Origin of the sequence: Rhodococcus sp. AB351, from assembly GCF_049538275.1 — a bacterium.
GTDB lineage: Bacteria > Actinomycetota > Actinomycetes > Mycobacteriales > Mycobacteriaceae > Rhodococcus.
Genome location: NZ_JBMVFW010000013.1, coordinates 58,114 through 78,985, shown reverse-complemented (window position 1 = coordinate 78,985; position 20,872 = coordinate 58,114). Strand labels below are relative to the sequence as shown.

The window sequence follows — 20,872 nt, the reverse complement described above, 5'->3', positions numbered from 1 at the left end:
CTAGCGCCGGCCGGTGTCGCGCATCAACTCGGCGAGCTCCGTGCGGTCGGAGACGTCGAGTTTGGTGCACGCCCGGTAGATGTGCCCCTCGACGGTGCGGACCGACACCACGAGCCGGTCGGCGATCTGCCGGTTGGACAGCCCGGCGGTGACCATCGCGGCGACCTCCCGTTCCCGGCTGGTCAGGGGGAGCGGGCGAGCCGCCTCGTCCAGCGCCGGCGACGAGGCGTGATCGCATCGCGCGGCCAGTGCCGCGGCCGCGGCGGCGGCTTCGACGGATCGTCGGGTGTCGCCGTGGTCGCGGTAGGCGAGGGCGGCCAGGGCGTGGGCATCGGCGGCGTCGGCGAGGGCCCCGAGCGCCTCGAAGGTCTCCGCGGCCGCGGTCAGTCCCCGGCCGTCCGCCTCCGCGGAAGCGGTGGCGTGGGCCGCCATGGCGGCGACGAGACGTCCGTCGCACTGCTCGGTCAGTGCCGAGAGTCGTTCCGCGGTGGTGCGATCCCCGAACCGGGTGGCGGTGTGCAGGGCGATCGCCTCGACGGCGAACTGATCGTGCCGTGCCGCGATCTGCGCCGCCTCTCGGGCCGAGGTGATCGCGTTCGTGGTCTCGCCGCGCGCCGCGGCGAGCCATGCCTCTGCGATCCGGAGTTGCGGCTCGAAGACGGCGACGTGCAGGCCGCTGCGCGAGGTCGCCTGGGCCAGAGCGGCATCCGCGTCGTTGACACGCCCGAGTACGGCGTAGCCGTGTGTGAGGGCGAGGTACGCCGGCACGTTCCAGGAGACGGTGGCAGCCCGGTCGTCCACCTGGAGCGCGGCGACGGCCTGTTCGAGGCGGTGCACGGCGTGCACGAACCGCCCGCGCGCGGTGTCGACGACGCCGAGCAGGATGTTCGCCAGCCCCCACGCGAGATACTGGCCTATCGACGTGACGGTCCCGTGGGCGTCGGCGGGACCACGCATCGCGCTCTCCCGATAGGTCTCGGCCCGACGCTCGGCCTCGTCGAGGCTCCCGGTGAGGAGCAGTGCGAGGACCTCGCCCAGTCCGGCGGGATAACGCAGCAGGCCGTCGACCTGATCGGCGACTGCTGCGCAGCGCGCCGCCATGGCTGGGACCTCGTGACCACGTCCCATCACCGCGAGGGCCAGTCCGCCGCCGAAGAACGCCCACTCGACGGCCCAGGGGAGCGCGGTTTCGGTGGCGAGGACGCGATGGGCGAGGGTGAGTGCATCGCGGGGACGCCCTTCGTACACCGCGCATCCGCAGTCGATCGCGTCGACCACCGACCCCAGGTGGGGCCGCGTCACCAATTCGCGGAGGGTCGCGAGCACCTGCTGGGCCTCGGCGGCGTTACCCATCCCCCAGAACAGATTGGAGATGCGGGTCGCGCCCCATCGCACGAGCTCGCTCTCGTCGAGGGTGCGGGGATCGAACGAGGCGAGCACGGACTCCGCCTCACTGATTCCACCCAGCCACACCAGTGCGCGGGCGAGGAGATCGGCGGCCGAGAACGTCCCCGTGGCATCGAACGCCGCGCGTGCGAGACGTTCGGCGAGCGGTGCGTCGCCCAGGGCGATCGCATCGTGAGCCGCGGTCTCGAGCAGTTCGGGGTCGACGGACCGGCTGCTGTCCAAGGAGAGCTCGGCCAGACGGATCCGGTCGGCCGGGCCTCGCTGGACGCGTGAACCCAGCGCCTCGACAAGCTGCCCCCGGATCCTGCGACCCGCGACCCGGCCCACGCGGCGGCGCACGACCTCACCGAAGAGGGGATGGGTGTAGCGGACGCGATAGTTGCGGTTGTCGTCGACGACGTCGATCAATCCACGTCGTTCGGCTTCCTCGACCGCGTCGTCACCGGCGAGACCGCAGAGGATCTCGAGGTCGAGCGGTTCGCAGAACGCCAACAGCTGCAGGGCCTGCAACACCTCGGGCGTGAGGTGGTCGATGCGATGTTCGAGGAGTGAGGCGAGCTCGGAGGTGACGGCGGTGCCGCCCCGGAGCTGCCACACGTTCCCCACCCGGCGGAGCGTGCCGGCCTCACGGGTCCCGACCACGAGGTGGTGGACGAACAGCGCGTTCCCACCCGAAGCCTTCCAGATCAGGTCGGCGCTCAACTCCTCCAGGGGTCCACCGAGCACGGTCTCGATGAGATCGATGCACTGCTGCCGGGTGAACGGTGACAGCTCCAGGCGGATGAGATGGCCGTCCTTCCACAGGGAGGTGACGGCGTCGGGCACGACTTCGCCGTTGCGGACCGTAGCGACCGTGTGGACCGCGTGATCGAGGGCGAGCTGATGGAGGAAGGTGGCCGAGAGTGGATCGAGCAGGTGGGCGTCGTCGACCCCGAGGACGAGCCGTGCGCGATCGGAGCCGTGTTCGCCCAGCAGGGCCTGTCGTGCAGCGGCGAGGAAGGCGACGGGGTCGCTGGCAGGGGGAGCTTCGATGAGGTGCGCGAAGGCACCCAGAGGGATGCTCCGAGCGGATTCCGTTCCCGCGATCCAGCGCACCGGGGCGGACAGCGAGTCGGTGGCCATACGGGCCAGGGTGGTCTTCCCGACTCCGGGATCTCCGGTGAGGACCACACCGCCTCGGTCGTGGTCCGTCAGGGCCGCGACAATGATTTCCAGTTCCCCCCGCCGCTGAATCAGTGGCCAGCGCTGATCCATGCACACGATCGTAGATCCGCGAAGTGCGGATATCTCCGGGTTGGAGATTTCACCTCCCGCGGGCGACCGCAGATCGAGTACTCCACTACGCGCGACGTCCCCACTCTCGGCGACCACGATGGAGTCGTCGGAGCAAGCGAACGGAAAACGGCCGAAGGAGCTGGTGATGACCACGACATCGTCGGAGCCGTTCTTCAGCTGGACGTCGAGACGGATCGACCTGAGCGCTGCAGCGGACGCGCGCACGGTGACACCGGAGCTCGACGAGTCACTGCGCTGCGGCTCCCGAAAGGCCCGATTGCTGGCCATTCGCGATTCGGAGAGCGAGACCGACTACGTGGCGTTGCTGGTGGGCGACGTCTCGGGACACAGCGACGTCACCGTCCGCGAGGTCGACGAGGAGCGTCTGCTGGTCGAGGCGAGCCGGCCGTCCACCGAACCCGAGATCCTGTTGGGCGTCGCCACCGCCCCGGAGCCCGGGCGCCCCGGCCCCCATCACGTCGATCGGGAGGTCTTCGTGGACGGACCCGTGCGGTCGCTGATCATCCGCAGCGGAGCGCGGTCGGTGGTGGTCGATTGGTGCCACGACGAACGCGTGCACTCGGCGTCGAGAGAACAGGCCGTGACGGCGGCGCCGCCGATGCGCACCGGACCCGGGACGAACCGGTTCCGTGTCGCGCGACCGATTGCGAGTCCGCGGGTGACCCGGTGGTGGCAGCGACTGCTGCCTCATCCGGAACCGACGAGTTCGCGTCGCACCCCGGCGGTCTGCGGCTGACCGATCAGAGCCCGGGGATGCGGGGCAGCTGCGGGAGCTGGATCTGCGGGGGCGGCGGCAGCGTCGGCAGCTCGAACTGGGGGAGGCCGGGGACCATCGGGGCCGGCTCCGGTTCGAGTGACGGCACCGAGGTGTCGGCCGCCGCGTCGTCCTGTGCCCCGGTGGTGGGGATCTGCGTGGAGGTCTCCGCCGTCGTCGGTGGCCGGGAGGTGGTGCGGGTCTCGCTGCGATCGGTGACCGTCGACTGCTCGTCCGACACCGCCGGGACGGTTTCCGGCACGGTCGAAGCGTCCGTGGTGGTCGTGGACCGGGGCTCCGCTGCCGGTTGCGCCGGTGGCTCCTGCATCTCCTGCTGTGTGGCGGTCGGCTGCGGATCGCGACCGGAACTCTGGAGCAGGTCGATACCGAGGCCGATCGCCGCTGCGACGACGACGGCACCACCGGCGAGCAGGAGGCGTCGACGGTTCCGCGGCTGCGCGGGCGTCTCGGTCTCCTGCCGAATGTCGGCGGCAGCGAAGCTCTCGGTCGGCGCGTCCGGCGCGACCGGCTGCGGAGCGAACTGTGCCGTCTCGGTGAGCTCGAGCGGCGCCGCGAACTCCGCCGTCTCGGCGACCTTCGCGGTGTCCGGGCGGGCGAGGAGCGCCGCGCCTTCCGCCGCCACCAGTTCGGGCTGCGGGGGCACGATCACCGGAATATCGAGCCACGATTCCATCACGGCGGTGACCAGCGGAATGTTCGCTCCGCCCCCGATGAGCACCGCGGCGTCGGGAGTGCGTCCCGAACGGCGGATCACGTCGAGGGCGAGGCGGGCCGAGGCCTTCACAGGTCCGTCGATGAGCGAATCGAAGCTGTCCTGCGAGAGCAGCAGCAGACCACCCTCGCCGGGCATGCACACCGCATCCTTCGAGGACAGCTGCTCCTTCGCGTCGCGGCACCGGGCGGTGAGGGCCCGCTGTGCCGCCATGTCGGCCGGCTCGGCGAAACGCTGCAGGTCGACGTGGTGGTCGTAGATCAGGCGGTCGACGAGGTCGCCGCTGATCCCCTCCGAGCGTGCCGTGCTCAACGCGATGCGGGTACCCCGGTCGACAACCGTGACGGTGAGGCCCGAGCTGCCGAGGTCGTAGAACACGAGCGTCTCGTGATCGCCGAGCTCTCCTGTGGTTTCCAGCATTTCGAGCGCCGCGGTCACTTCCGGGACGAGCCGGAAGTTGTCGATGTCCAGGCGGCTCATCGCGCCCTGGACGAAATCGGCCTGCGTCTCGTTCTGGTAGGCGACGCCGATGGCGCGCACCTGCTCGATCTCGTCGGTCTCGGCGAGCATCGTCTCGATGGACTCCGCGGCCAGCTCGGCCGGCCGGTCGAGCAGGGCGGGCATCGAGCGGGATCCGAAGACGGGGCTGTCGAGGCTCCCGGTGTCACGTCGCGCAAAGCGCACCGCGCTGGCACCGACCGAGACACCGAGAACTGTAGTCATGCCGCCGACTATAACGGTTCGGTCACGGTCTGCACGCCGGAGGCGGGCGGTGCCCGGATGGCGGCGCGTCTCCGAACGGCAGCCGAGGACGTTCGTCGCGGCCTCTCGCATGTTCACCGTCGGCGGCGAAATCCTTGCTGTACAGTCGGCTTCGCGATCGCGGGCAGGATTCTCCGGACGTCCCGATCCCCACCAGTTCTCGAGGAGGTTCGGCGGATGAGCGAGCAGAGAGTGCGGATCGAGATCGACGAGTTCGGTGTCGCAACCGTGACCTTGGACCGCGCCGAGAAGCACAACGCGCTCGACCCGGCGATGTTCGATGCGATCGTCGATGCCACCGAGCAGCTCGCGACCGACCGCACGGTACGCGCCGTCGTGCTCCACGGCGCCGGCAAGAGCTTCTGCTCCGGCCTCGACATCACCGGTCTCGGTAACCGTGACGGCAGTGGCCCGCGGGATCTGCTCGCCCGCGCGGACGGGCACATCGCCAACCACGCCCAACGCGTGGCCTACGGTTGGTCCCGCGTCCCGGCCCCGGTGATCGCCGCGATCACCGGCAACTGCTTCGGCGGCGGCCTGCAGATCGCGCTCGGCGCCGACATCCGGTTCGCGACGCCCGACGCGCGGCTGTCGATCATGGAGGTCAAGTGGGGCCTCGTCCCCGACATGGGGATCACCCAGAGCCTGCCGCGACTCGTGGGCCTCGATGTGGCGAAGGAACTCACCTTCACGGGGCGCATCCTCACCGGCACCGAGGCCGACGCACTCGGTCTCGTCACTCATGTCTCGAACGACCCGCTCGCCGCGGCGCAGGAACTGGCCCACGAGATCGCCGGCAAGTCGCCGCACGCCGTGCAGGCGGCCAAGCGCCTGTACGAGGAGACGTGGACCGGCTCCGATCCGGAGTCCGCGCTGATGCTCGAGAGCACGCTGCAGGTCGAGCTGATGGGGTCGCCCAATCAGATCGAGGCGGTCACGGCGGGGATGACCGAGCGTGCTCCTGCCTTCGCCGATCCCGACTGACCGGACTCAGATCTCCACGGCGGTCCCGCAGATCCCGCACTGCTCCAACTGTCGGCGGCCCCACCGCGCGACCGGCACGAAGAACAGCGTGAACTGCTTGGACTCCCGGATCCGGAGCCACTGCGTGGTGTTGTGGCAGCGCGGACACGTCCGGTTCTGCCCCGGACCGAGGTTCTGTCGCTTGGTGCCGAAGCCGAAGAGAAGGAACATCGTCCGAGCATAGAGCGACGACGCGTGGTCCTTCAGTGCATGACGGGAAGGATCATCGGATCGGCGCGACCCGACGCCGCCTCGACGAAGGTGAGCGGATCGGGCACCGCGGCAAGGACGTCCCGTGTCCGTTCGAGGGCCATCGACTCGGGCCGTGGTCCGCCGACCGCGTCGATCACGTCGAGCCAGTGGATGGTGGTCTCCAGGATCGCCATGTCGAGGAACGCGCCGAGCGCGACCGACTCCAGGAACGGGTGTGCGATCACGGACGCACGGCTCAATCCGGTGATCCGGTCGAAGGCGGCGGGGAAGTCGGATTCGAAGCGGGTCGCGACTGCCGTGCGCTCGACATCGGCTGCCAGTCGGCGCACCGTCTCGGCCATCCGCTCGTGCCTCGTTTCGGCCTCGGCCGGATCGGTGTTGAGCATCCGGAGCATCTCCGCGGCGCTGGTCACCTTCGCCTCACCGTCTGCCGACGGCGCGGCGAGCATCTCGATCATCACGTCCGGCGTGATGTGCACGTAGACGTCCCGGACCGTCCATCCCGGTAGCCGAGTTTCGGTCGTCCACTGCTCGTCGGACAGTTCGGCGGCGCGAGAACCCCACATGCGCCACAGCCGGATCATCAGCGCTCGGTCCTGTTCGAAGTCCGCCACAACACCTCCCCAGTTCGGATATTCATCGCTGCTTCCTCTTGCGTCGCGGAGCTTCCTGTCGCTTCTCCGCCACGTCGTCGAAGAACCCGAGCACCTTCTCGGCCGCGGAGTCGAGGGCGCTGTGGGTCTTGTACTTGGCGGCGCTCTCCACGGCCTTGCCGCTGACGTCGCCGACGATCTCGGGCACACCTTTCGGCTGGGTCTGGGAGATCTCGAGTCTGTCGACGGCCTGGGCGAACCGCAGGTAGGTATCGACGCTTGCGACCACGATGCGGGCGTCGATGGTCACGATCTCGATGCCGACGAGAGAGACGCGTACGAACGCGTCGATGACGAGACCCTTGTCCAGGATGGTGTCGATGACGTCCGCCAACCCGGACGAATTCGGTCGGGCCATCGTTCCGCCGCCCCCGCCGCCTGCGGGTTCGATCGATGTCATGGTGCTGCTCCTCGTGCGTGAACGGAATTGGCGCACAGCGATTCCGGATCACACGAGTGGATCCGGGCGAGGAGGACGAAGTCTCCGGGCGACGCGGGCGTCACTTCTCCATCATGACGCCTTCCCGGCGGCGCGACCAGGACCGCGAAGGCATCATGGTTGCAGGAGAAGGGACTGCCGGTGGGAGCTCTGCTGGTCGCGGTGACCGTGATCGCCGTCTTCGTCGTGATCGACCGGGTAGGACTGTGGGCCGAACGGCGAGGGTGGGTGTACTGGCGCAAGCGCCGGAACGGTCGGGGAGGTGACGCCGGAGGCAGCGTCCTCGGGGTGATGGACGAACTCTTCTCGCCCGGTCGGAGACACACGATCGAGGAGATCGCGAGCAAGAAGAACGGCCGGATCGACATCGCCGTCGGGGACGACGAATGGGTCGATCTCGACAGTGGCCGGGTGCGTCTGTCGACGACCCGGCCACCGTCCGCCGTGCGCGAGGAGCGACGCGACGATTCAGAGGCGGGAGAGCCTCACGCGTAGGCCACGAGGCTTCAACGTGATTGCCTCGTGGACGTCGAGTTCGTAGCCGGGTTCCGGAGCGAAGTCGTACCGCCGGATCAGCGATGCGAGCGTGAGCACCGCTTCGTGCAGCGCGAACTGCCGACCGATGCACGCGCGGATGCCGGTGCCCCACGGTTTGAAGATGTGCGCCGGCCGTTTGCGCACGGCCTCGGGTTCGAACCGGTCCGGGTCGAACCGCTCGGGGTCGTCGCCCCACAGCGGGTCGCGGTGCAGCTGCGGCAGCAGCACGAACACCCACGAACCTTCCGGCAGGACACGACCCCCGAGGGTGGTCTCACCGCGCACCTTGCGGAAATAGCCCGGGGCGGCCGGCCACAATCGCAGCGTCTCGTCCACCACTCGCCGCACATACCGCAGCTTGGCGACCTGCTCATACCCGATCCGGCCGTCGGTACCGACGACCTGGGCGATCTCGGCCCGCGCCTTCGCCACCACCTCGGGATGTCGGCTCAGGAAGTGGACCGCGAACCCCAGAGTGGCCGCGGTGGTCTCGTTGCCCGCGACCAGGAAGGTCAGCACCTGATTGCGGATCGATTCGCGATCGAGCTGCTCACCGGTGTCGGGATCGGCGGTGTGCATCATCAGGTCCAGCAGATCGCCGTGCTGCTCACCGGAGCGCATCCGCTCCTCTACGATGCGATCGACCGTCTCCTGCATCAGCGCGATGTCGCGTTCGTGCTGCTCACGGGCGCTGCGGCCGAACAGGGCGCGCAGGATCGGGATGTCGTTCGACGAGCGGTTGATGTACTCGAGCGCCCGGCTCATCGCCGCGATGAACGGATCCGGTTCGGTGCGGCCGAACGAGTCGAAGTCGTAGCTGAAGCCGCACCGGCCGATGACGTCGAAGGTGAGCGACGTCATGCTCTTCGGCACGTCCACATACTCGCCGCCGGCCGCGGCGGCGTCCCAGCTGTCGACCAGCCGGTCGACGACCGTGAGCATCGAGTCGTGATAGCCGCGCATCGCGGCCTGGCCGAATCCCGGGCCGAGGATGTTGTGGGCCTTGCTCCAGTTCGGTTCGGAGTTGAACGCGGTGAACAGCCCGTCGCCGGCGATGACACGAAGCTTGCGCAGCGGCTTGCCGAGGAACTTCGCCCACTTCTCCTCGTCGTTGACCTCGCGCACCAGCTCGGCGCCGGAGACCACGATCAATCGGTGCCGGAGGATCTTGCGTTCGAAGATTCCACCTAGTTCCTGAGCCATCTGCATCTCACGCTGAACCGGTTTGGCCACATCGATACTGAGCAGATCACCCACCAGCGGAAGTCTCCATCGCGGCTGTGGAATCGGCTGTGCGCCGGTCGTCCTGGTGATGCTCGTCGTAGTCGGTGACCCCATCCTGCGAGTGTGCATCAGCCCCGACGGGACGATTCGGGCGGCCTCATCGCGACGCCCGGGTCGATCAGAACAATCGCGGAGTCGCGTGCGACCCGTCCCGGGCTTCACAGATACGGGCGTGCCAACGGTCGACGAGCCACATCTCGACCATCTCCGGACGCGTGGCAATCAACGACGCCCACATGTTGAGGAGTTCGACGTACCGATGATAGCGCCGCAGCGTGAAGTCGGCGACCGACGGATCCTCGAGCCACCCTTCGTGGATGAGTGTCGACACCGCGTGCTGATCGAGAAGTTGTGCCGGGCCCGCCTCGGTCCGCACCTCGACCGCCCACAGATAGGTCGCCAGGAGCGGTACGCCGACGCCGGGAGTGTCCGGCCATCCGGACCAGGTCTGCCGCGCGGTGTCGGGCAGCGACTTGGTCTTCGCGCAGTAGTCGAGGACTCCCTTGATCTTGGTGAACCGGTCCCGGTCCTTCGGAGCGTGTGCGTCGCGGACGTCCGGAAAACGTCGGGCGCCGCGTCGTCGCGGATGCGCGCTGCGCCAGGCCGCGCACAGGAACAACAGTCCCAGACCGGCGTGGTCGGCTTCGAACAGTTCACTGTCCGATCGGAGGTCGTTGCGTTGGACGATCGCGTCACCGTCGTCGATGATCCGTCCGTCGAGATTCCGTCCCCGGAGGCGGATCTCGTGCCCGGCACGTTCGAGATGGCTGTTCCACCATTTCAGGTCGACGGTGACGCCCTCGTCGAGCACCTGCAGGTCGAACGAGCGCGCCCGACACCACTCGGAGCATGCTTGCGGAGGCTCGAACCCCTGGTCGTACGGATGCATTCTGTGGACATTGCCACGAGTGACCGGCGATTCCGGGGCAGGACACGCGCGTGGGGCCGACCTGTTCTCCGCCTGTAACGGCACGTGAGCCGCCACGACCGTCCGAGGAAATCGGTGGACCGGAACGATGTGGCGATGAGAGCGTGAACCGCATGAGCTCCTTCGACGTCACCGACGCCCTCTCGCTCGCCGCTCGGCACGACCTGCACCTGTCGGCCGACGACGTGACGGTGAACGAGGCGGGACTCGACTACCGTGTCGTCCTCGCCTCCGACGACACCGGCCGACGGTGGGTCCTGCGCATCCCGCGCCGGCCCGACGTCTCGGCGAAGACGGCCGACGAATTGCGCATCCTCGATCTGGTCGGGCCCGTCCTCGCCGAGGAAGGCATTGCGGTGCCACGCTGGGAGATCCACAGGCCCGACCTCATTGCCTACCGCGCTCTGCCGGGCGCCCCGGGACTGACCCTGAACGACGCCGGTGAACCCGTCTGGCACATGGACCCTGCCGACGCCCGCTATGCGGAGCGGCTGGGACGTCTTCTCGCACGCCTGCACTCGATCGACGTGGAACGAGCAGGTGTGGCCGGTGTCGAAGTGCGCACGCCCGACCGGGCACGCCAGGCCTGGCGGGACGACATCGCGCGGGTACGCGACGCGTTCACCGTCGCACCCGCCCTCGCCGAGGGGTGGGAGGCGTGGCTCGACGACGACAGTTGCTGGCCCGACCGCACGGTCATGACACACGGTGAGATCTATCCCGCGCATGTCCTGCTCGACGAGGACGGTGTCGTCACCGGTGTTCTGGACTGGACGACGGCTCGCGTGGACGATCCCGCGCGGGACTTCGTGATCCAGTACGGGGCAGCGGGGGAGGAGATGCTCCGGGTCACCCTCGCTGCCTATATCGACGCGGGTGGACGTGTCCACGACGGTCTGGCTGCCCAGGTCGAGCACCTCTGGAACGCGGCCCCCGTCGGGTACGCATTGTTCGCGCTGATCACCGAGAAGGAATCCGACCTTGCCACGGCAGCAGCGATGCTCGATCCACAGCACTGACCATGCTTACGGTGATTGCGCCGCGCGAGCCAGAGCGACTGTTGCTGCGCGCAATTCGTCGGCGGAGTCGAGCGGCGACAGATAGCCGGCGCGCGTCATGGCTCGCCCACGCGGCGTGGTGACATCGAGGTCGAGGCCGTATCGGTCGGCTCCGACACAGGTTGCCGCTGTCGCATCCGGGAACCCGCCGAGCTTCCGGGCCATCGCCAGCAGCGCGTCGGCGTGATCGTCGTTGAGATGCGCGATCGCACGAGCCGCCGACGGGGTCACAGGATCCGGCAACGCTTCGGCATAGTCCTCGGCGGTGGCCGAATCCATCCGTCCGTACCCACCGACCCAGCGCACGCGCTGAACCCGAAGAACCCAGAGCGTGAAGTCGCTGAAATCGATGTACACGCGGGCCGCAGGGACAGCTGCCAGGTGTGCTTCGCGCGCGGCGGCCAGTTCCTCACCTTCGGGACGCTCGACGTACCCGGCGAGAGTGATGCGGGTGCCGGCGAGCGGGTCGGACTGCGGGTCGGGCGCGACGATCGCGATGCTCGCGCGTGGGTCGCGCGCAAGATTGCGGCCGTGCTCTGCCATGTGCGACACGCACAACACCGGTGAGCCGCCGACCAGTCCGTACGTCACGAAGGAGGCCCAAGGGTCTCCTTCCTTCGTGAGGGTCGCGAGAGTGCCGGTGTTCGTCGACGCCGCGACCGTCCGCGCTTCCTCGGCGGCAGTGGGTCGGGTCGCGTTGACGATCTCCGCCAACGGCGGCGGCACGGTGGGAGCGTCGCCGGGGTCTCCGTGATCCGAGTTCGTCATTCACGAGACGCTACCGACACGCCGGCTTCCGAGCGAGCCGTCATGGATGGGCATGATGGGCCGCGGCGGAGCGGCAAGCAGAGGACGGGTTCATCGAGTGCACGAGTTGTCCTGCAGCAGTGTCGTGTAGGCGGTAGCGTCCGTGCGCATGAAGCGCTCCGTGCAGGGTGTACTCGCGGCGACGGCATGTGCAGCAACGATGGCGGTGCCCGGGTGGGCGCACGCCACCCCGAGCGAGGGCATCTCAGGAGTCACTCGGGTGGACATCGAGGTGCCACCGCGACTGCTGCCGTTCGTACCGGACGGTGTGCACGCCGTGGCCCGGGAGATCACCATCGAACCGGGCGGTAGCACCGGTTGGCACTATCACGATGGTCCCGTGCTCGGCATCGTGCGGGCCGGCACGTTGACGCATCCCGAAGGAGACTGCGAGCCTGTCGTGTTCGAGACCGGTGATTTCATCAACGAACCCTCGGGTCGGGACCACCTGCACGTGGGCCGGAATCTCGGCGCGGAGCCGGTGATCCTCGACGTGGTGTACCTCGTGCCGATCGGGTCGCCGCTGTTCGAGGATGTTCCGGCGCCCGCCTGCGATTGATGTCGGAGCAGTGGCGGGCTCCTGCCGGTAACAGCTCGAGTCGAGTCGTCGGCGAGAAATGTGAAGTTTTTCATCGGGACGCAGGCGTGCGGCTCCCTCTAGGGTCCGCGGTCGTCTCCCCGCAGAGCGACGATCGACGAATCTCGACGGAACGATCGTCCCTGACGACAGCATCTGCAGGCGTCGGCGTTCGACCGCGATCGGACGGCCGAGGGATCGAATTCCGGTTCGACATCGGGATCGCTTGTGACAGCAGTCTTCCCACTGCTTGCGAAGACTTCTTTCCTGACGGCGATGCTGTGCGCTGATCGCACCCGCGTCACGACAGGTCGAGGGGCCATCGAATCGGTGGCGCGCCGGACTGCGGCGTTGTCGGTCGCGAGCAGACATGGGGTCGACGGTCGGGCGCCCGTCGGGCCGTCGAAGCCTGTCGGCGGAGTTCGAGTTACCGGCGAGTAAATATCGTTCTCGAGTTCTCGCACGTAGCCTGATACCCGATGCAATCCCGCACGCGGAGCATTTCGTGAGGCGGACCGAACCGACGTAGGGAGTCGAGACAAGAATGAGCGCCGACAAGCAGTCGACCATTATCTATACGTTGACCGACGAGGCGCCGTTGCTTGCGACCTACGCCTTCCTGCCGATCGTGCGTACCTTCGCTGGGGCCGCGGGCATCGAGGTCGAGACCAGCGACATCTCGGTGCCTGCGCGGATCCTGGCCGAGTTCCCCGAGCACCTCACGGAAGAGCAGCGCGTCCCGGACAACCTGGCCGAGCTGGGTCGTCTGACGCAACTGCCCGAGACCAACATCATCAAACTGCCCAACATCAGTGCGTCCGTACCGCAGCTCCTGGCTGCCATCAAGGAACTGCAGAGCAAGGGCTACCAGGTCCCGGATTTCCCGGACGCCCCGAAGACGGACGAAGAGCGTGCCATCCGGGAGCGCTACGGCAAGATTCTCGGCAGTGCGGTCAACCCTGTCCTGCGTGAGGGCAACTCCGATCGGCGCGCACCCCGGGCGGTGAAGGAGTACGCCCGTAAGCACCCGCACAGCATGGGCGAGTGGTCGATGGCCTCGCGCAGCCACGTCGCGCACATGCGGCACGGCGACTTCTACCACGGCGAGAAGTCGATGACGCTGGACCGGGCGCGCAAGGTCCGGATGGAGCTGGTGACCGAGGGTGGCGAGACGATCGTCCTCAAGCCCGAGGTGGAGCTCGGTGAGGGCGACATCATGGACAGCATGTTCATGAGCAAGAAGGCGTTGCTCGAGTTCTACGAGGAGCAGATGGAGGATGCGCGCAAGACGGGCGTGATGTTCTCCCTCCACGTCAAGGCGACGATGATGAAGGTCTCGCACCCCATCGTCTTCGGCCATGCGGTGAAGACCTTCTACAAGGACGCCTTCGCCAAGCATCAGAAGCTGTTCGACGAACTGGGCGTCAACGTCAACAACGGTCTCGGCGACCTGTACGACAAGATCGAGCCGCTCCCCAGCACGCAGCGCGACGAAATCAAGCAGGACCTGCACAACTGCCATGAGCACCGTCCCGAATTGGCCATGGTCGATTCCGCCCGCGGCATCTCCAACTTCCATTCCCCCAGCGATGTCATCGTGGATGCCTCGATGCCCGCAATGATTCGCTCGGGCGGCAAGATGTACGGCGCCGACGGACGACCCAAGGACGTCAAGGCGGTCATGCCGGAGTCCACTTTCGCGCGCATCTACCAGGAGATCATCAACTTCTGTAAGACCAACGGCGCGTTCGACCCGACGACCATGGGTACCGTTCCCAACGTCGGTCTCATGGCGCAGAAGGCCGAGGAGTACGGCTCGCACGACAAGACCTTCGAAGTTCCGGAGGAGGGCGAGGCCAACTTCGTCGATGTCGAGACCGGTGAGGTGCTGCTCACCCAGCACGTCGAGGCGGGTGACATCTGGCGCATGTGCACCGTCAAGGACGCGCCGATCCGCGACTGGGTCAAGCTCGCGGTCACCCGGGCACGCAACTCCGGTATGCCGGTCCTGTTCTGGCTCGACCCGTACCGCCCCCACGAGAACGAGTTGATCAAGAAGGTCGAACTGTACCTGCAGGATCATGACACCGAGGGCCTCGACATCCACATCATGTCGCAGGTGCGCTCGATGCGGTACACGCTGGAGCGGCTGATCCGCGGGATGGACACCATCGCCGCGACCGGCAACATCCTGCGCGACTACCTCACCGACCTGTTCCCCATCCTCGAACTCGGGACGAGCGCCAAGATGCTGTCGATCGTGCCGCTGATGGCGGGCGGTGGCCTCTACGAGACGGGTGCCGGCGGGTCGGCGCCCAAGCACGTCAAGCAGTTGGTGGAGGAGAACCACCTGCGCTGGGATTCGCTCGGTGAGTTCCTGGCGTTGGCCGTGAGCCTGGAGGATCTCGGCATCAAGACCGGCAACGAGCGCGCCAAGATCGTGGCGAACGCGCTCGATGCAGCGACCGGCAAGCTGCTGGAGACGAACAAGAGCCCGTCGCGCAAGGCCGGCGAGCTCGACAACCGGGGCAGCCAGTTCTACCTCGCGATGTACTGGGCACAGGAACTTGCCGCGCAGACCGAGGACCCGGAACTCGCAGAACAGTTCGCCCCGCTGGCCGAGGCGCTGGCCAGGGACGAGGACACGATCGTGCGGGAGCTGAACGAAGTGCAGGGCGCGCCGGTCGACATCGGCGGCTACTACCGGCCGGACAGGGACAAGACGGTGGCCGTGATGCGGCCGAGTCGGACCTTGACCACCGCGCTGACGGCAGTCGACCCTGAGGCCGGAAACGCACCGTGACAGGTAGACCTGCATCCGTGTAGACAAGCCGCCGCTCCTCGACCGGTGTGACCGCGCGGGTCGTCGAGCAGTCCCGAGAATGCACGGGCAGAGGGAGGTCTCGGCCCGGTTCTCGTGTTCCGGTCTACGGGACCGTTCCGCTGCGGTCGGCGGAGGAATCCGGTGTCGAGTCGAGCCGGTCGATCGTGTCGAGCGCCTCGTCCAGCCAGGTCAGCCAGGTCTCTTCGAGGAGGATGCCGAGGCGGAGCACGAGATGCTGCAGGGTGCTCCGCGCGTCGCCCCGAGCCTCGGCGAAGTCGCGTTGCTCGATGGCGCGATATTGCTCGAGCATCGCCGCGCGGTATGCGCGTTGATGTTCCAGCGCGGGACGCGCGGAGTCGGGATCGTCGAGCGCCGCGGCCGCGCGCAGGCGCACGGAGACACCGGAGCGCACTACGTCCGGATCCTCGATCTCGGAGATCCAGCCGCGCAGCAGTCGGCGACCATCGGGTGTGATGGTGAAACGTCGGGGCTGACCGCGACCGGGTTTTCCGTCCGTCGGGACTTCGCGGATCAGGTCGCCCGCCCGCATCCGGTCCAGTTCGCGGTAGATCTGCTGGTGGGTCGCGGGCCAGAAGTACCCGATCGACCGGTCGAAGCGCCGCGCCAGTTCCAGTCCGGTGCTGTCGCGCTCGACCAGTGCGGTGAGGATGGCGAACCTGAGAGACACCGCGTCAGCCTAGGTCACGCTATCCGGCGTCGATCATGGCGACTCGGCGTCGTTCGAGGGACGTCCACGCCTGCTCGTATTCGTCGCGAAGTCGTTGGACGAGCTCGCGGGCGGGGACGACGGACTCGATCGCGCCGAGGCCCTGGCCGGCGCCCCAGATGTCGCGCCAAGCCTTGGCGTCGGTGGTGCCACCGGACCCGAAGTTCATGGCGGACGGATCGGATTCGGGGAGGTCGTCGGGGTCGAGTCCGGCGGCGACGATGCTTCCCCGCAGGTAGTTGCCGTGCACGCCGGTGAACAGGTTGCTGTAGACGATGTCCTTGGCGGTGCTGTCGACGATCATGTTCTTGTAGTCGTCGGCGCTGCGGGCCTCCTCGGTGGCGAGGAAGGCCGTGCCGGCGTAGGCGAGGTCGGCGCCGGCGGCCTGGGCAGCGAGGATCGAGCGGCCGTGGGCGATGGATCCGGACAGCAGCAGGGGGCCGTCGAACCACCGGCGGATCTCTTGGATCAATGCGAACGGTGACTGCGTCCCGGCGTGGCCGCCTGCGCCCGCGGCGACGGCGACGATGCCGTCCGCGCCCTTGTCGATCGCCTTGTGCGCGAACTCGTTCGAGATCACGTCGTGGAGGACGATGCCGCCGTAGGAGTGAACAGCCTCGTTGACCTCCTCGCGGGCACCGAGCGAGGTGATCACAATGGGGACCCGATGCTCGACGATCACCTCGAGGTCCTGCTCGAGTCGCTCGTTGGAGCGGTGCACGATCTGGTTGACGGCGAACGGCGCGACGTACTCCTCGGGGTGGCGCGCCGCGTAGTCGGCGTTGCTCTCGGTGATCTGCTGCAGCCAGTCGACGAGCATCGACTGGGGACGGGCGTTGAGTGCCGGGAACGACCCGACGACTCCGGCCTGGCACTGGGCGGACACCAGTTCCGGCCCTGACGCGATGAACATCGGGGAAGCGACCAGGGGCACGCTCAGCGGGCCGGACAGGATCGGTGGCAGCGTCATGATGTGTTCCTTCTTCGTCTCCGGAGGGGTCCCTCTGCCGCCAGACTATGTGCAACAAGGTGCAAAAAACAATGGGTCGACGTCACCTAGCTTGGAACAGAGGGTTTTCGGGGATCACAGCTGTGTGCACCCAGTGGCACTACGGGCGTCAGCGGGTGATCTCGCGCAGTGTGCAACGAGCGGCACCACTCAGTGCGTATTGAGCGTGATCGCTCAGTGCGCGGACCCGATCGTCGGCGTGCACGGGGCGTCCTCGCCGTGGCCGAGGCGCTGACCGGACCGGCTCAGCAGCACCGCGAGCATGCACCGGTGGATGTTCTCCGCTTGCTGCTGTGCCGCGGACGTGCCCAGCAGGACCCCGAGATCCGGCACCAGGTTGATCGCGGCGTACATGAGGAAGCGGGCATCCGCGGCGGACAGACCGTCGCAGATCGCCTGCAGGTAGGACGACCACTGCTCCACATTGGCGCGCTGACGCAGCCGCAGATCGGCGCGCGAGGCGTCCGGAACGTTGACGAGCTCGGCGAAGTACACCGACATCAGTTCCCGCTGGGAGAACGACAGGTCGACGTAGATCGAGACCAGCGATCGCAACGCGTCCTCCGGATCGGACGCTGCGGCCGTCCCGGCGGCCACGGCTGTCTCGAGCCGGTCGGCCGCTCGGTGGAAGGCCGCAGCGAGGATGTCGGACTTCGACACGAAATAACGGTAGATCCCGGAGGCGGGGAGGCCGACCGTGGCAGCGATGTCCTCGACCGCGACCTCGTTGTAGCCCCGTTGGTGGAACAGCCCGACCGCCGAACGCAGCAGGTTTTCCCGCATGTTGTCCTGGCCCGGGCGATCCGCGGCGGCGACTCGCTCGGGCGCGGCGGGAGCGGGGGAGAAGCGGGTCTCGGCGAGCGCGGTGCACGCATCGAGCAGTAGTTGTTCCATGTACCGCGGAGGCAGCGTCAGATTGTGCACGGTGATGCTGCCGATGGTGCTGAGCATGGCCGCGACGAGCACGAACGCGTCCTCGTCGGACAGATCCGGCCGGATCTGCTGCAGTGGGCGACGGATGCGGGCATTGACCGCCCAGGAGCGTTCGCGGATGGCGGGGCGGTCCTCCTTCCGGAGATATCTGCGCTCCCATCGGTAGATCCCGGCCGACCGACGCTGCTCGATCGTCACCGCGATGATCGCGGACATCTGGGCACGGAGGGTCTCCCGTGGATCGCGCGCGGGGTCGTCGGGCACGGAATCGAGGGCGCCCTCGAGCGAATCGATCAGCATGAGCGCCGAATTCAGGAACAGGGCGTACTTGCCCGGAAAGTGCCGGTAGAGCGCGGACTTCGTGACACCGACCTCCGTCGCGATGTCCTCGACGCTCACACCGTGGTAGCCGCGCTCGGCGAAGGCGACGGCAGCTGCGGCGGCGATTCGCGCACGACGATCCTTCGGGCGGGTTCGTCGTCCGGTGTCGGGGGACGTCTTGCCGACCACGCGTGTTCGCCTCACTGATTCTGGATGTCGTTCGCGGAGGATCGGTGTCGCTCCGTCGGGGAAAATCTCGACCCGTTCTGCGAGCAGCGTACACACCGACGGGGCATCGATCCATCCGAGCGGCCGGTTCCTTGTTGCCATCGGGGCCGTCCAAACGATGTCCGCGCGACGTCGATCGGGTCTTCGGAGACCTTCGGAATGGCCGTTCACAAATTCCGGATGTTCCTGATAACCTCCCCGGCGGTCGTGCCGGCGGACCGGTTCGATCGATCCTGATCCGGCCCGGGCCGGGACCGTCGTTCTCCGCTCGTTCTTCCATCCATCGAGGAGGGCTCTGCCATGCTTGCCATCGCCCGCAGGATCCTGTCCTACGAGATGACCGTCGCCGAGTTCATCGGACTCGTCATCCTCGTCGCAATCCCGTACGGCCTGGTCGGGGTGATCTGGACCCTCACCCACACCTCACATCTCGGTGCCATGGACGGGGCGGATCTGGTGATCTCGTTCCTCGGATCGATCGTGTGCTGGCCGGTCCTCATCTTCTCCGACGTGTGCATGACATGAACGTCGGAATGGTTGTTCACTTAGCTCTTGTCCGGCACAGGACGGGTGTGGCACACTTCACGCGCTCGGACCGTGACGCGCTCCGCCACCGGCCGGACAGTTCCACTCGGCGCCGACGGGCGGTTTCCGGCGCCGACATCCAGGGGGGTTCGATGAAGGGAACCGGTAGATGACCTACGAGTTGCCGAACTCGCGTGGTCCCATCAGGGACGTCGCGACGGAAGGTGGCTATCTCATCGGCTTCGCCGTCCAATCGCTCGTGGTCCTCGCGGCCGCGGTGCTCAGACGGCGACTTTCGTTGCACGAGACGGTCACTCAGACACTCTTCATTGGGAGGGTCTGTACCGGGCCGTCCCTGCTGCTCATGGTCCCGGTGGGGGTGTTCATCGCCGTGTCCGTCGGCGAACTCGCCGGCCGCATCGGAGCCGGCGGCTACTCGGGTGCCGTCGTCGCGTTCATCATCGTCGGCCAGGCCTCGGCCCTGGTCTGCGCGCTCATGCTCGCCGGCGTCGCCGGCTCCGCCATCTGCACCGATCTCGGGTCCCGCAAGATCCGCGAGGAGATCGACGCGATGGAGGTGATGGGTCTCGACATCCTCGAGCGCCTCGTCGCCCCCCGGCTCGTCGGAGCGGTCATCGTCTCGTTGGCGCTGTGCTCGATGGTCACGGTCGGTGGTGTCGCCGCATGCTGGCTCTACCACATCTACGTGCAGCATCTGCCGGCCGGCACGTTCATGGCGACCTTCGCCGAGTACGGCCGACCGGCCGATTTCGTCATGGCCCTCGTGAAGTCCGCGGTGTTCGGCCTGCTCGCGGCGCTGGTCGCCACGTTCAAGGGGTTGCACACCAAGGGCGGCCCGCGCGGGGTGGCCGACGCGGTGAACGAAGCCGTCGTCATCGCCTTCGCGCTCGTCTTCATCGTCAACACCGCTCTGTCGGCGCTGTACACGGTGATCGTCCCGGCAGTGGGTGAGTTCCGATGAGCACCGATGTCCGATTGCAGGCCACCCGGCTGGCGCAGCCGATCCGGCAGACCGGCGACAATCTCGCGACGCTCGGGATGCACGTCACCTTCTACTGCCGCACCATTGCGTCGATCCCGTACGCGCTCACCCGATTCCGCAAGCACGTCATCGCGCAGATCAGCGAGGTCAGCTTCGGTACCCAGTCACTGCTCTCCGGTGGTGGCACGATCGGCATCGTCTTCGCGATGTCGCTCGCCGCGGCCATGATGCTCGGCGTCGAGACCCAGCGCGGCCTCGAACTCGTCGGGATGACCACGATGTCGGGCATGCTCTCCGCGGTGGCCAACACCCGCGAGCTGGCGCCGGTCGTCGTCGCCATCGCCCTGTCGGCGAAGGTGGGCGTCGGCTTCACCGCCCAGATCGGGGCAATGCGCATCTCCGACGAGATCGACGCGCTCGACTCGATGGCCATCAAGTCGATCCCGTTCCTGGCCGCCACCCGCACCATCGCCGCGATGGTGTGTGTCATCCCGATCTACATGATCGGACTGCTGGCCAGCTACCTGTCCACCCGGCTGGTCGTGGTGGTGTTCAACGGCGCGTCCGCCGGCACCTACGACTACTTCTTCCACCTCGTGCTCACCCCGCAGGACCTGCTGTATTCGGGCATCAAGGCCATGGTCTTCGCGATGGTCGTCAGCCTGGTGCACTGCGCCTACGGCTACTACGCCTCGGGTGGTCCCGCAGGCGTCGGTGCCGCCGCGGGCCGGGCTCTGCGCACGGCGATCCTGTCCATCGGTGTGCTCGACGTGCTGCTGACCTTCGCGCTGTGGGGACTGGTTCCCGAAATTCCTGGTATGGGGGTGTGAT

General features: G+C 67.5%; 20 protein-coding genes. 9 read left to right on the top strand and 11 right to left on the bottom strand.

Annotated features, from left to right (window positions below; translation table 11 throughout):
- Complete coding sequence (locus tag ACPCXD_RS19730) at positions 1-2,661, bottom strand: helix-turn-helix transcriptional regulator (protein ID WP_423660897.1); 2,661 nt, start codon at positions 2,659-2,661, stop codon at positions 1-3.
- A gap of 166 nt (positions 2,662-2,827) precedes the next feature.
- Here ACPCXD_RS19730 and ACPCXD_RS19725 point away from each other — a divergent pair, with 166 nt between their 5' ends.
- On the top strand, positions 2,828-3,439 hold the full coding sequence (locus ACPCXD_RS19725) for a hypothetical protein (protein WP_261379886.1): 612 nt from the start codon (positions 2,828-2,830) through the stop codon (positions 3,437-3,439).
- Positions 3,440-3,443: 4 nt separating this feature from the next.
- On the opposite strand, the gene ACPCXD_RS19720 is transcribed toward ACPCXD_RS19725, so the two are convergent.
- The gene (locus tag ACPCXD_RS19720) at positions 3,444-4,913 is read right to left on the bottom strand and encodes a DUF7159 family protein (RefSeq protein ID WP_423660895.1); all 1,470 of its coding nucleotides are present in this window, start codon (positions 4,911-4,913) and stop codon (positions 3,444-3,446) included.
- 216 nt (positions 4,914-5,129) lie between these two features.
- Between ACPCXD_RS19720 and ACPCXD_RS19715 the strand changes: the two genes are divergently transcribed.
- Positions 5,130-5,936, top strand: a complete 807-nt coding sequence (locus ACPCXD_RS19715; protein ID WP_088898611.1) for a crotonase/enoyl-CoA hydratase family protein — start codon at positions 5,130-5,132, stop codon at positions 5,934-5,936.
- A 6-nt stretch (positions 5,937-5,942) separates the two neighbouring features.
- On the opposite strand, the gene ACPCXD_RS19710 is transcribed toward ACPCXD_RS19715, so the two are convergent.
- The 3 genes from ACPCXD_RS19710 to gvpJ are packed head-to-tail and all read right to left on the bottom strand — an operon-like array spanning position 5,943 to position 7,241.
- Entirely contained in the window at positions 5,943-6,146 is a 204-nt protein-coding gene (locus ACPCXD_RS19710; protein ID WP_016694796.1) for a zinc-ribbon domain-containing protein, read from the bottom strand.
- A gap of 32 nt (positions 6,147-6,178) precedes the next feature.
- Positions 6,179-6,802 (bottom strand): maleylpyruvate isomerase N-terminal domain-containing protein, encoded by a 624-nt coding sequence (locus ACPCXD_RS19705; protein ID WP_172414980.1) that lies wholly within the window; start codon positions 6,800-6,802, stop codon positions 6,179-6,181.
- 22 nt (positions 6,803-6,824) lie between these two features.
- Complete coding sequence (gene gvpJ, locus ACPCXD_RS19700) at positions 6,825-7,241, bottom strand: gas vesicle protein GvpJ (protein ID WP_088898610.1); 417 nt, start codon at positions 7,239-7,241, stop codon at positions 6,825-6,827.
- Positions 7,242-7,421: 180 nt separating this feature from the next.
- On the opposite strand from gvpJ, the gene ACPCXD_RS19695 reads away from it, so the two are divergent.
- Positions 7,422-7,775, top strand: coding sequence for a DUF6191 domain-containing protein (locus ACPCXD_RS19695; protein ID WP_095092022.1), 354 nt, complete (start codon positions 7,422-7,424; stop codon positions 7,773-7,775).
- Here the strand turns inward: ACPCXD_RS19695 and ACPCXD_RS19690 are convergent.
- A complete protein-coding gene (locus ACPCXD_RS19690) occupies positions 7,749-9,155 on the bottom strand; it encodes a cytochrome P450 (RefSeq protein WP_423660891.1) in 1,407 nt (468 codons plus the stop codon). The genes ACPCXD_RS19695 and ACPCXD_RS19690 overlap by 27 nt on opposite strands.
- 64 nt (positions 9,156-9,219) lie before the next feature.
- Positions 9,220-9,990 carry an 8-oxoguanine DNA glycosylase OGG fold protein gene (locus ACPCXD_RS19685; RefSeq protein ID WP_423660889.1) on the bottom strand — a complete coding sequence of 257 codons (771 nt, stop codon included), beginning with the start codon at positions 9,988-9,990 and terminating at the stop codon, positions 9,220-9,222.
- 152 nt (positions 9,991-10,142) lie between these two features.
- On the opposite strand from ACPCXD_RS19685, the gene ACPCXD_RS19680 reads away from it, so the two are divergent.
- Positions 10,143-11,048 carry a macrolide 2'-phosphotransferase gene (locus tag ACPCXD_RS19680; RefSeq protein ID WP_423660887.1) on the top strand — a complete coding sequence of 302 codons (906 nt, stop codon included), beginning with the start codon at positions 10,143-10,145 and terminating at the stop codon, positions 11,046-11,048.
- Between the two features lie 6 nt (positions 11,049-11,054).
- Here ACPCXD_RS19680 and ACPCXD_RS19675 read toward each other — a convergent pair whose 3' ends face one another.
- Positions 11,055-11,855, bottom strand: a complete 801-nt coding sequence (locus ACPCXD_RS19675) for a HugZ family pyridoxamine 5'-phosphate oxidase (RefSeq protein ID WP_016694803.1) — start codon at positions 11,853-11,855, stop codon at positions 11,055-11,057.
- A gap of 148 nt (positions 11,856-12,003) precedes the next feature.
- On the opposite strand from ACPCXD_RS19675, the gene ACPCXD_RS19670 reads away from it, so the two are divergent.
- Entirely contained in the window at positions 12,004-12,453 is a 450-nt protein-coding gene (locus ACPCXD_RS19670) for a cupin domain-containing protein (RefSeq protein WP_026061701.1), read from the top strand.
- A gap of 562 nt (positions 12,454-13,015) precedes the next feature.
- Positions 13,016-15,274, top strand: a complete 2,259-nt coding sequence (locus ACPCXD_RS19665) for an NADP-dependent isocitrate dehydrogenase (RefSeq protein WP_423660885.1) — start codon at positions 13,016-13,018, stop codon at positions 15,272-15,274.
- A 124-nt stretch (positions 15,275-15,398) separates the two neighbouring features.
- Here ACPCXD_RS19665 and ACPCXD_RS19660 read toward each other — a convergent pair whose 3' ends face one another.
- From ACPCXD_RS19660 to ACPCXD_RS19650, 3 genes are all read right to left on the bottom strand, one after another.
- Positions 15,399-15,983, bottom strand: a complete 585-nt coding sequence (locus tag ACPCXD_RS19660; protein WP_423660883.1) for a PadR family transcriptional regulator — start codon at positions 15,981-15,983, stop codon at positions 15,399-15,401.
- Between the two features lie 19 nt (positions 15,984-16,002).
- A complete protein-coding gene (locus ACPCXD_RS19655; RefSeq protein ID WP_423660881.1) occupies positions 16,003-16,992 on the bottom strand; it encodes an NAD(P)H-dependent flavin oxidoreductase in 990 nt (329 codons plus the stop codon).
- Between the two features lie 213 nt (positions 16,993-17,205).
- On the bottom strand, positions 17,206-18,489 hold the full coding sequence (locus ACPCXD_RS19650; protein WP_172414979.1) for a TetR/AcrR family transcriptional regulator: 1,284 nt from the start codon (positions 18,487-18,489) through the stop codon (positions 17,206-17,208).
- Positions 18,490-18,813: 324 nt separating this feature from the next.
- Here ACPCXD_RS19650 and ACPCXD_RS19645 point away from each other — a divergent pair, with 324 nt between their 5' ends.
- The 3 genes from ACPCXD_RS19645 to ACPCXD_RS19635 all read left to right on the top strand — a co-directional run bounded on the left by ACPCXD_RS19645 (position 18,814) and on the right by ACPCXD_RS19635 (position 20,871).
- Positions 18,814-19,038 (top strand): hypothetical protein, encoded by a 225-nt coding sequence (locus ACPCXD_RS19645; RefSeq protein ID WP_016696354.1) that lies wholly within the window; start codon positions 18,814-18,816, stop codon positions 19,036-19,038.
- A 169-nt stretch (positions 19,039-19,207) separates the two neighbouring features.
- On the top strand, positions 19,208-20,020 hold the full coding sequence (locus ACPCXD_RS19640) for an MlaE family ABC transporter permease (protein WP_016696353.1): 813 nt from the start codon (positions 19,208-19,210) through the stop codon (positions 20,018-20,020).
- On the top strand, positions 20,017-20,871 hold the full coding sequence (locus ACPCXD_RS19635) for an MlaE family ABC transporter permease (RefSeq protein WP_016696352.1): 855 nt from the start codon (positions 20,017-20,019) through the stop codon (positions 20,869-20,871). Before ACPCXD_RS19640 ends, ACPCXD_RS19635 begins: the two co-directional genes overlap by 4 nt.
- The last annotated feature ends 1 nt before the right edge of the window (position 20,872 follow it).

Bases quoted from the DNA above. Each gene is read 5' to 3' on its own strand.
- ACPCXD_RS19730 (WP_423660897.1), bottom strand. From the start codon at position 2,661: ATGGATCAGCGCTGGCCACTGATTCAGCGGCGGGGGGAACTGGAAATC.
- ACPCXD_RS19725 (WP_261379886.1), top strand. From the start codon at position 2,828: ATGACCACGACATCGTCGGAGCCGTTCTTCAGCTGGACGTCGAGACGG.
- ACPCXD_RS19720 (WP_423660895.1), bottom strand. From the start codon at position 4,913: ATGACTACAGTTCTCGGTGTCTCGGTCGGTGCCAGCGCGGTGCGCTTT.
- ACPCXD_RS19715 (WP_088898611.1), top strand. From the start codon at position 5,130: ATGAGCGAGCAGAGAGTGCGGATCGAGATCGACGAGTTCGGTGTCGCA.
- ACPCXD_RS19710 (WP_016694796.1), bottom strand. From the start codon at position 6,146: ATGTTCCTTCTCTTCGGCTTCGGCACCAAGCGACAGAACCTCGGTCCG.
- gvpJ (WP_088898610.1), bottom strand. From the start codon at position 7,241: ATGACATCGATCGAACCCGCAGGCGGCGGGGGCGGCGGAACGATGGCC.
- ACPCXD_RS19690 (WP_423660891.1), bottom strand. From the start codon at position 9,155: ATGGGGTCACCGACTACGACGAGCATCACCAGGACGACCGGCGCACAG.
- ACPCXD_RS19685 (WP_423660889.1), bottom strand. From the start codon at position 9,990: ATGCATCCGTACGACCAGGGGTTCGAGCCTCCGCAAGCATGCTCCGAG.
- ACPCXD_RS19680 (WP_423660887.1), top strand. From the start codon at position 10,143: ATGAGCTCCTTCGACGTCACCGACGCCCTCTCGCTCGCCGCTCGGCAC.
- ACPCXD_RS19675 (WP_016694803.1), bottom strand. From the start codon at position 11,855: ATGACGAACTCGGATCACGGAGACCCCGGCGACGCTCCCACCGTGCCG.
- ACPCXD_RS19670 (WP_026061701.1), top strand. From the start codon at position 12,004: ATGAAGCGCTCCGTGCAGGGTGTACTCGCGGCGACGGCATGTGCAGCA.
- ACPCXD_RS19665 (WP_423660885.1), top strand. From the start codon at position 13,016: ATGAGCGCCGACAAGCAGTCGACCATTATCTATACGTTGACCGACGAG.
- ACPCXD_RS19655 (WP_423660881.1), bottom strand. From the start codon at position 16,992: ATGACGCTGCCACCGATCCTGTCCGGCCCGCTGAGCGTGCCCCTGGTC.
- ACPCXD_RS19645 (WP_016696354.1), top strand. From the start codon at position 18,814: ATGCTTGCCATCGCCCGCAGGATCCTGTCCTACGAGATGACCGTCGCC.
- ACPCXD_RS19640 (WP_016696353.1), top strand. From the start codon at position 19,208: ATGACCTACGAGTTGCCGAACTCGCGTGGTCCCATCAGGGACGTCGCG.
- ACPCXD_RS19635 (WP_016696352.1), top strand. From the start codon at position 20,017: ATGAGCACCGATGTCCGATTGCAGGCCACCCGGCTGGCGCAGCCGATC.